Below are 9,244 nucleotides of genomic sequence, written 5' to 3' on the forward strand. Positions count from 1 at the left end.
CGGTCGTCTCCGTCAGGCCAGGATGGATCGGACGACCTTGCCCGCGGTGTCGGTGAGGCGTTCGTCTCGTCCGTTGATCGGGAAGGTGAGCCGGGTGTGGTCCAGCCCGAGGAGGTGGAGGATCGTGGCGTGCAGGTCGTGGACGTGGACGCGGTCGACCTCCGCCCGGAGCCCGACCGCGTCGGTGGCCCCGTGGACAGTCCCGCCTTTGATCCCCGCGCCTGCGAACCAGTAGCAGAAGCCGTGCGGGTTGTGGTCGCGTCCCTTCCCCTGCTCCGACATCGGCATCCGGCCGAACTCGCCCCCCCAGACGACGAGCGTGCTGTCGAAGAGCCCTCGACGCTTGAGGTCGGTCAGGAGTCCCGCGATCGGCCGGTCGGTCCGGGCGCACATCGCGGCGTGGTTCGACTCAACGTCCTCATGCGCGTCCCAGCCGCCCACGTCGCCCGAATAGAGCTGGACGAACCGGACTCCTCGCTCGACGAGTCTTCGAGCCAGGAGGCAGCGGGTGCCGAATTCGGCCGTGCGGCGGTCGTCGAACCCGTAAAGGGCCTTGGTTTCCGCCGACTCCTGGGAGAGGTTGACCGCGTCGGGGGCGGCGCTCTGCATCCGGTAGGCGAGCTCGTAGGACTGGATCCGCGCCGAGAGCTCGGGATCGTCGCCGACCCGCTCGAGGTGATGGGCGTTGAGCTGACCGACCAGGTCGAGGACGTCGCGTTGCTCGCGATCCGTGGTCCGCTCGTGGGGCCGCAGGTCGAGGATCGGGGTCTCGCCCCCTCGCACGACGGTCCCCTGGTGGCTCGCGGGCAGGAACCCCGCTCCGTAGGCCGGAGGACCGCCCTTGATCCCGCCGCCGGGGTCGGGGAGGACGACGAATGCGGGCAGATCCTGGTTCTCGGTCCCCAGGCCGTAGCTCGTCCAACTTCCCAGGCTCGGCTTGCCCATCAGGATCGAGCCGGTGTTGATCTGGTAGACCGCTTGCGGGTGGTTCACGCTGTCCGCCCAGCACGAGCGAACGACCGCGAGGTCGTCGGCGCAACGGCGGATGTGGGGGAAGAAGTCCGAGATCGCGATCCCGGAATCGCCGCAACGCGCGAAAGTCCGACGGGTGGCGAGGAGCGGGTTGGTGGCGACCTTTCGCCTCGTGGCGACCATCCCGAAGCTCGGCGGGAGCGGCTGGCCGGCGAGTCGCTGGAGATCCGGCTTGGGGTCGAAGGTCTCGAGGTGGCTGGGGCCCCCGTGCATGAACAGGAAGATGACACGCTGGGCTTTGGGCGGGAAATGGGGAGGCCGAGGGGCATGCGGATTATCCGAGGCCGCCTCGGCCCGGGCCCGCGACTCCTGGGCCTGGAGCCAGTGGAACGCCAACGCGCCGAAACCGCCTCCTGCCTCGCGGAGGAAGGTCCTTCGCGAGCGGGCGACGGGGAAGTGGGGAGAAGGGTCAGCCATCGCGTTGCACCCTCGTCGTCCTCGGAGACAAGGCGCTTCGGGTCCCGGGCCCGTCGACCGTTAGGCTACCATATCCTCGAGAGAAACGTCGCGCGGAAATCGTTCGGAATCACGGGAGAAGCGGCTCGTGTCCATTCGCCTCGGTGCCTGGGTTGGCGGTGTCGTCGTGGGTGGGCTCTTGAAAGGAGCGTTGACGCCGATCGCGGAGGACGGCGTTCCCTCGATCGCCTTCTGGACGGCCCTCGTCGCATTCGGCTTCGCCGGCGAGCTGTTCCTGGCCCTTTCCTCGTTGCGACCTTTCTCAGGGCCGATCATGCCTTCGGGGGCTCTGCCCGCCGACGGTGAGGTCGAGCTGGTCCCGATTTCGGGCACTCGAGGGGAGCCGAATGAGCAGGATCCTCGGTTCTCTTCATTCCGGTCGATCGAGCGGGAGGAGACAGTCGAGTGGATGCCGGCTACCGGGGATGTGGCCCCTCCCCCGCTCCTCGGTAAGGTCGCGATCCTCTCCGTTTTTCTCGGCAGGGACGGCTGTCGCTGGTCCGATGTCGAGATCGCCGAAGCCCAGGCGGCAACCCTTCGCGCGGGGCGTTGGATCGAGCGGGAGGCCATCCGTTGGGAGGCTCCCGTCAACATCGCCGTGGCCGAGACTTATTTCGAGACCGACGAGGACGAGTCCGACGACGTCGAGATGACGTTCGTCCCCGAGGGGGACGGTGTCGCCCCGATGGAGGCCCGGGCCGTGACCAAGGCGCTGGTCGACCTGAGCCGAGCCGCCTCTCGGCTCGGTTTTGGAGACGCGGTGCGATGGCTCGGGGGGATCAACCCGAGGGTCGAGGCCGACGTCCACGTCTGGCTGCTCCACCCTCGACGCGCAGGCCGCTCGCTGGCCATCCCCCTCGACCGCACCGAGCTTCGCGGGGTGAGCCTGGCGGTGTGCTATGCCCGAGAGGCGAACTTCCCGGAACCGCTCGTCGGGTTCCCATTTACCGACCCGGTGACCATCGTCCACGAGTTGATGCATCTGTTCGGGGCATCCGACAAGTACGGGGTCCCCCTCGGGTCATACCCGGCCAAGAGCGTCAGCTCACGCGACATCATGAGGCTCAGCGAATCGACGCTCTCGAGGCTACGGGTCGACCCGAGGACGGCCTGGGAGGTGGGCTGGATCCACTCGAATCGTCGTCACGCGACCTGAACAACGGTCCTTTAAACCTAAAAACGACCCGGCCGCGGTGAACCTGATAGCTCATCGCGGCCGGGTCGGTTGGAATGGATAACTCGGGGGTCTTACCCTCAGTTGGACTCAACCGAAGGCGTCGATTTCGCAAGTTGATTGACGAGGTGCGCGGCGTCAGAGGCACGTCGTGCGTCGCCGTACTTAGCGAGCGGAGCGGAACTCGTTTCGTCGCCGTAGATTCCGACCACTGTATAAAGACCGTGCAACTCGCCCGTCTCGGCCCTCGAAAACAAACCCGACCGGATCAGCGAAGCGAGGTTCTGCTGCCACAGTTGGGTATCGGCCAATTTCGTCATCATGGCGAGCCCCTTGAGCTTGAGTGTGGAGGACCATTCCCTGGCCATCGTGTGGCCAACCGACCACTCCTCTTCTAGTGTAAACGCTCAAATCTGCCGTTTGGTTTCATCCCTCGAAAAATTCGACGTCTTTTTAAAAGTCCAAGCTCCCCGGAGGGTCAATCTCCCAGCCGCACTGATTATGCTTCATTTCGACCCGACCGTATAGAGAACCTGGAGACCGGACGGGTTCGCGTTGTTTCAAAGAATCGGAAAGCCCTCTGGATCCAAGGATTACCTCGTAAGACCAGCCGCGAGACTTCGAACCGCGAAGGTGGTAAAAATGGGAGTGAAGATAACGTCGAGAGTAGGATCGCAATTGCCGGGCCGATTGCTTGTGCTGTCCACATGATTTTCAATCGGTCCGATCATCCTGCGTTCCTACTCGGACCGTAAGTCTTCGTGACCCTGGCCCCGAAGTCGAGGAATTCTAGGGAGAGCGTACGCCACGGACGACCCCCCTGAGCTCTCGATCGAGAAATCTCTTGGGATTCCCTCAAGACGAAAGAGCTGAGGTTTTGGTTCATTCCGATCGCCCGATTCTCGAGTTGAGGCAGAAGGCTTGCCTTGTTTGGGGCATTTGTGTGAGTTTTGTGGGCATTAGTCTCTGGGGCACAATCCAAAGGTGCCTGGATCCCGAGATGTTGGAGTCCAAGTACGCGGACTTTAAAAAGATTGCTCGGTATCCTTTGCAGACTTACATCGAAGACATGAAGGGTTTTGCTAGGAATTGAGGCGGAGTTGCCTCGTTCCTTGACGATGGCCTTGAGTCGCGAGTATCCCTTGCCTGAACCTTATCGCCTCACAGACGGTCCGATGCTCCCGGACGTCCCGAATCCTCGGGTCACCCGCCTGAAGCGGCGGGCGATCCAAATCGGATTGCTGGGAATGCTGGCCCTCGTACTCACTTTGGCGTACAAGCCGCTCCTGGTCGGCTACGCCCGCTGGTTCCGGGTCGATGATCCCGTCCCGGCCGACGTGATCGTGCTCCTGCTCGGCGGGACCGACCATCGGGCGCTCAAGGCCGCCGAGCTCTACAAACGCGGGCTAGCCCCCGTCATCTGCATGGCCACGGCGAAGACCCACGGCCAGGTCGAATACGACGAGAATGCGATCACCCGGAAAATCTTGATCGGCGCAGGCGTCCCCGAAAAGGCGATCTACGCCTTCCCCGAGGTTGCGACCAGCACTCGGGAAGAGGCGGAGGCGACCCTCGCATACGTTCGCGCCCACCCGTCGGTCCACAAGATCCTCGTCGTCACCACGGCGTTTCACACCGCGCGTTCGGGTTGGGTCTTCCGGAAGACGCTCGCCGGTACCGGGGTCGAAATCCACACCGCCGCGGCCGATCACCCCGATTTCAACGAGTCGAACTGGTACACGATGGATGAAAGTCTCTTGGTTTATTTCAATGAGACCTTGAAGACGTTATATTATTGGATTTCGTACTGATGGGTTCAATCCGAACCCTCCTCCGGAGCACGGCTGCTCGCGTTCTCGTCGAAAGAATCGCCCTCGCGGGCGACGCACGGCTCAAGACGCCGCGTCGGCCGCGAGGGCCAGGGCCCCGTGGATGACGACCTCTTCCCCGAGGGCGGCCGCGACGATGTCGTACGAGCCGCGGAAGGGGGCGAAGATCTCGCGGTCGAGTTGGGTCCGGATCGGGTCGAACCAGAGCTCGTCGCCGATCAGGGAGACGCCGCCGCCGAGGATGATTCGGCGAGGAGCGACCAGGGTCACGGCGTGATTCAAGGCGACGGCAATCGAGGACGTCGCCCGGCGCAGGATCGCGAGCGACTCCGGATCGCCACGACGGGCGGCTTCCGCGACCATCGCGCCGGTGATCCGGGACGGGTCGCCCCCCGCGCTCGCCAGCACGGTCCAGCCTTCGGGAGGTTTAGGGGTCTGACTGCCGGCCACGCGCTTGGCGGCCGCCGCGATTCCCCACCCGGAGGCGATCGATTCCAAGGTCTGCGGGCCGGTTTCGACGTTCGAGGGGTCCAGGATCCGAAGATGGCCGATCTCCATCGCTCCGGCCCCGGCGCCTCGATAGATCCGCCCGTCGATGATGAGCCCCCCCCCGATCCCGCTGCCGATCGTCGCGTAGAGGACCGGCGAAAACCCGACGCCCGCGCCGAAGCGAGCCTCGCCGAGGCCGGCCGTATCGGCGTCGTTCTGCACGGAGACTTGCGAGATCCTTAACTCCCAGCGTACCCAGTCGGCCAGCGGGAATCCGTCCCACCCCTCGACCTGGTGCGACTTGATGACGCTCCCTCGGTCCGTGTCGACCGGCCCCCCGAAGCCGATCCCCGCGGCGACGACGCCCTCGCCGTCGGCCCCGATTCGGGAGAGGAGCGGCCCGAAGGCTTCCTTGACCTGGGCCAGGATCCCCTCCGCCCCCCGGGCAGGCTCGATGAACCTACGCTCGAGCGAGAGGATTTGGCCATCCCCACGGCCGAGCCCGAGCTGGAGCTTGGTTCCGCCGAATTCGATCCCGAGGAGCAGTGGTGCGGACATGGTCGTGGTCGCGGTCGGGCCTGGGAGAGCGGGCCTTTCGGCGGCCCCGAATGCCGGTTGTCCGCCCCTACAGGGCGGGCGAGGCCGCGATGATACCAAGGGCCGGAACTCAGCGAGAAGGGTTGTTTTTGATGGTTTTTAGCCACGGATTGAACACGGATGAAACACGGATCATTTTAAAATCAAATAATAATAAAAATTATAGATTGTTTAATTGAAAATTGATTATTATTCGTTTTTCATCCGTGTTCAATCCGTGGCTAAAAATCCGATGGCCCAAACCCAGGCGACCTGGTTGTTGTAGAATGGACCCTTCATTCGCGGGGTATCGAGAGGCGGGAGGCTGGTGCATGGGGCTGATCTGGACCTTGGTCGTGAACGGGACGCTCGGCCTCGGCGGTTACTGGGTGGCCCGGCACGGATTTCGCCAGCCTCCGGGACTGGTGCGAGGGCTCGCGGCGGCGACCCTGGCGTGGGCCTGGGCGACCGTCGGGATGGAGGTCCTCGGCCCCCTGGGCCTGCTCTCTCGGGAGCCCCTGGGGCTCTGGGCGATCCTCGGCCTTGCGATCGGGGCGGGCCTGCGCCGGTCGGATCGGAGACGCACCGAGCCCGTTGAACCCGCGCGCGAACCGATGCCGAGCGACCCGACGTGGAACCGGGCGTCGCGGGTCGCCCTTGGTCTGGTGATCTGGGCGTCGACCACGCTCGGGATCAACTCGCTGCTGCTCCCGGTGAAGGTCGTCAGCGACGGTCCGATCTATCACCTTTATTTCGCCGCGAGGTGGTGGAAGGAAGGGAGGCTCTCCCTCATCGCCACGCCATTCGGCGAGAATGCCGCGACCTACTTTCCCGCGGTCGGCGACCTCTGGTTCACCTGGTTGATGGCAAGTTGGGGAGGCGACCGCCTGGCGAAGGTCGGGCAAGCCCCCTTCCTTCTCCTGGCCGGCCTGGCGGCCTTCGCGATGGCGCGCCGACTGGGTGCGGGAACGTCGGCGGCGGTGGTCGCCACGGCCTGGTTCGTCACGTCGACCCCGCTGCTCCTCTTCTCGTTCGAGCCGAACGTCGACACGATCTTCATCGCCGGTTACGTCTTGGCCGCGTTCTTCTTCCTTCGATACGCACTCGGGGATGGAGGGCTGGAGACGCTCGCCCTCGGAGCCCTGGCGGCCGGCGGTGCGCTCGGGACGAAAGCGACCGGCGTGGTCTTCGTCCCCGCATTGATTGGCCTTGCGGCGATCGCCGTCCTGAAGCGAGCGGCCCCGTGGCCCGAACGGGCTCGGCACCTGATCGTGCTCGCCGTCGGGCCGCTGGTCATGGCGGGGTTCTGGTTCGCGCGGAATGCCTGGCTGACGGGGAATCCCCTCTATCCCCTCCACCTGACCCTGGCAGGTCGCGTGATCCTTCCCGGTTGGTACGACTCGTCGGTCATGCGACTGAGCAAGTATTATATGCCGTTCACGAGTTGGCGGCTCTTCGGCGACACCGTGCTCGCCGTGGTCGACCCGCGACTGTTCCCCCTCTGGCTGGCGGCCCTCCTCGGGGCCTGGGCCCTCGGCCGGGGTCGAGGGACGCAGGCACGATGGGTCTGGGGTGCCTCGGCACTCGCGATCCTGAATGTCGCGCTCTACTGGGGGCTGATCCCCTATCGAACCCAGCAACGTTTCATGCTCCATGCCCTCGGCCTGGCGGTCATCCCGCTCGCCCGGTTCCTTGAGGGACGGCCCCGGTTGACCGTGGTGGCGGTCATGCTCCTCGCCGCCCATGTGCTCACGCCTCAAGCCTGGCCGTTCGCCGACCACCCCCCGCCCTGGCGACCCGAGAACGAGCCCCCCTGGGACTTGAGCCCGCTGATCCCCAACGCGGTCGACCCGGTGGTCGCCCTGCCTCGCTCGCCGGAGCAGTTCCGCATCATGGCGGAGCACCCGGAGCTTTTGATGTACAGCGTCCCGCCCCTGGCGGTGGGCATCGCTTCGATCGCCGTCGCCTGGCTCTGGAGCCGAGCCCGGAGCCGTCCGGGGAGCCGAGGTCTTGTGTTGGCATCCTGCGCGAGCGTCGGCCTGTTGACGCTCGCGGGGGCGCTGCTCGTCTCGAGGGGCACCGATCCTCGCCGCGCGTTCTATCCCGGCTTCGGAGATTACCTCGCCGGTTGGCTCGACCTCGAGCTTCGCTACGGGCCTTCGGGGGCTCGGATCGCCTACGCCGGGACCAACATCCCTTACTACCTGCTTGGCGTCGGGCTGAGGAACGAGGTCCGTTACGTGAACGTCGACGCCCACCGCGACTGGTTGCTCCACGACTACCACCGCGAGGCCCGGTCCCGAGGCGAGCCGACCTGGCCGCACCCGAGGCCAGGCTGGGATCGGATCCATCCCGACTACGGGGCCTGGCTCGAGAACCTTCGGGCCGAGCGGATCCGGATCCTGGTCGTCGCCCGCGCCAATCCCGAGGAAGGTCCGCATAACCTCGCCGACCCGCAGGGCTTCCCGATCGAGCGGCAATGGGCCGAGCGGCACCCCGAGACCTTCGAGCCCCTCTACGGCGCCGCCGAGAACGACCCCAACCTCCGGATCTATCGCCTCAGGACCGGCGGCCGTTGAGCCTCGGCCGCCTGGGCTGAATCGTCGGTCAAACCGTCATCGTTTCAAATGCTGATCGATAAAAGTTTTCATCTTGGCGAAGGCCGCCGTCCCCTCGGGGGCCTCGGGGATGAACCACTGGAAGACGTGGGGCATGCCGTCGTAGAGGTCGAGCTTGACGACCCCTCCTGCGGTGTCGATGGCCTGATAGAGGCGGACGAAGTGGCTGACGAAGAGCTCCTTCGTGCCCCCTTGGATCAGCGTGGGCGGATAGCCCTTGGAGAAGTCGCCGTAGACGGGGGAGACGTAGGGAGTCTTCCAAGCGTTCTCGTCCGCGTAGGCCTCGGCCGCTTTCCTGAGTTGCGACTTGTAGAGGAAGCGAGGCTCGGCGTGCTTGAGGGTCTCGGCGGTGTCTCCGCTGTTGGTGATATCCGCCCAGGGGGACCAGAGGACGAGCACGGCCGGCATCCCCAGCCCCTTGTCCCGCATCTTCAAGACCGAGCCGGCGGCGAGTCCCCCGCCGGCCGAGTCGCCGTACAGGGCGATGTCCTTCATCGTGAACCCTTCGCTCAGGAGGGCTCGGAAGGCCGAGACGACCTGGTCCGTCATCGCGTCCCAGCGCGCCGAGGGGGCGAGGGTGTAGTCGATCGCGATGATGCGTCGGCCCAGGATGTCGGCGACTCGGACGCTGCTGTCCAGGGTCGAGCGGGCGGAGAAGAGGACGTAGCCGCCGCCGTGGGTGTAGACCACGACCTTCCCGTCGTCCTTCCACCCCTTCGGCCGGATCTCGATGACGGGGACTCCTCCCAACGTCCTCTCGATCAGGGTCGGCTGGAAGGTCTTGATCGCCGCCTCGGTGAGAGGGGCGCATTTGTCTTCATACGTCCGGACAAGCTTCCGCCAGCCCTCGGCGTCGTTTCGCTCGGGCCAGGGCGGGATGAGCGCCGGGTCGGTTAGGGTGCGCAGGTACGCCTGCGCCTTCGCCGAGATGGTGTCCGGGATGGAGACGTACGGCTGGTCCTCAGCGCCGAGTGCCGAGCCGGGGGCCTGGAATAGGACTCCGAAGCTGCTCAACAGGGTGCCGAGGATGATCGTTGCGGCAAGCCGACTCGGACGGGATGGCATGGGGA

At 65.4% G+C, this 9,244-nt stretch carries 7 protein-coding genes; 3 read left to right on the forward strand and 4 right to left on the reverse strand.

The annotated features are described in order from the left end of the window. Window positions 1–12 precede the first annotated feature (12 nt). Window positions 13–1,449 carry a DUF1501 domain-containing protein gene (locus ACYOEI_RS32920; protein ID WP_462854211.1) on the reverse strand — a complete coding sequence of 479 codons (1,437 nt, stop codon included), beginning with the start codon at window positions 1,447–1,449 and terminating at the stop codon, window positions 13–15. A gap of 127 nt (window positions 1,450–1,576) precedes the next feature. Here ACYOEI_RS32920 and ACYOEI_RS32925 point away from each other — a divergent pair, with 127 nt between their 5' ends. Continuing rightward, on the forward strand, window positions 1,577–2,644 hold the full coding sequence (locus ACYOEI_RS32925) for a hypothetical protein (RefSeq protein WP_462854213.1): 1,068 nt from the start codon (window positions 1,577–1,579) through the stop codon (window positions 2,642–2,644). Between the two features lie 98 nt (window positions 2,645–2,742). Here ACYOEI_RS32925 and ACYOEI_RS32930 read toward each other — a convergent pair whose 3' ends face one another. Beyond that, the gene (locus ACYOEI_RS32930; RefSeq protein ID WP_462854214.1) at window positions 2,743–2,985 is read right to left on the reverse strand and encodes a hypothetical protein; all 243 of its coding nucleotides are present in this window, start codon (window positions 2,983–2,985) and stop codon (window positions 2,743–2,745) included. Between the two features lie 852 nt (window positions 2,986–3,837). On the opposite strand from ACYOEI_RS32930, the gene ACYOEI_RS32935 reads away from it, so the two are divergent. Beyond that, entirely contained in the window at window positions 3,838–4,473 is a 636-nt protein-coding gene (locus ACYOEI_RS32935; RefSeq protein WP_462854215.1) for a YdcF family protein, read from the forward strand. Window positions 4,474–4,554: 81 nt separating this feature from the next. Here the strand turns inward: ACYOEI_RS32935 and ACYOEI_RS32940 are convergent, their stop codons facing one another. After that, window positions 4,555–5,538, reverse strand: coding sequence for an ROK family protein (locus ACYOEI_RS32940; RefSeq protein WP_462854216.1), 984 nt, complete (start codon window positions 5,536–5,538; stop codon window positions 4,555–4,557). 350 nt (window positions 5,539–5,888) lie between these two features. Here ACYOEI_RS32940 and ACYOEI_RS32945 point away from each other — a divergent pair, with 350 nt between their 5' ends. Beyond that, window positions 5,889–8,135: a glycosyltransferase family 39 protein gene (locus tag ACYOEI_RS32945; protein WP_462854219.1), complete on the forward strand. Its 2,247-nt coding sequence runs from the start codon at window positions 5,889–5,891 to the stop codon at window positions 8,133–8,135. A 36-nt stretch (window positions 8,136–8,171) separates the two neighbouring features. On the opposite strand, the gene ACYOEI_RS32950 is transcribed toward ACYOEI_RS32945, so the two are convergent. Beyond that, window positions 8,172–9,239: an alpha/beta hydrolase gene (locus ACYOEI_RS32950; protein WP_462854221.1), complete on the reverse strand. Its 1,068-nt coding sequence runs from the start codon at window positions 9,237–9,239 to the stop codon at window positions 8,172–8,174. Window positions 9,240–9,244 lie beyond the last annotated feature (5 nt).

This window comes from Singulisphaera rosea (assembly GCF_054877945.1).

Bases quoted from the DNA above. Each gene is read 5' to 3' on its own strand.
- ACYOEI_RS32940 (WP_462854216.1), bottom strand. From the start codon at position 5,538: ATGTCCGCACCACTGCTCCTCGGGATCGAATTCGGCGGAACCAAGCTC.
- ACYOEI_RS32935 (WP_462854215.1), top strand. From the start codon at position 3,838: ATGCTCCCGGACGTCCCGAATCCTCGGGTCACCCGCCTGAAGCGGCGG.
- ACYOEI_RS32945 (WP_462854219.1), top strand. From the start codon at position 5,889: ATGGGGCTGATCTGGACCTTGGTCGTGAACGGGACGCTCGGCCTCGGC.
- ACYOEI_RS32930 (WP_462854214.1), bottom strand. From the start codon at position 2,985: ATGATGACGAAATTGGCCGATACCCAACTGTGGCAGCAGAACCTCGCT.
- ACYOEI_RS32950 (WP_462854221.1), bottom strand. From the start codon at position 9,239: ATGCCATCCCGTCCGAGTCGGCTTGCCGCAACGATCATCCTCGGCACC.
- ACYOEI_RS32920 (WP_462854211.1), bottom strand. From the start codon at position 1,449: ATGGCTGACCCTTCTCCCCACTTCCCCGTCGCCCGCTCGCGAAGGACC.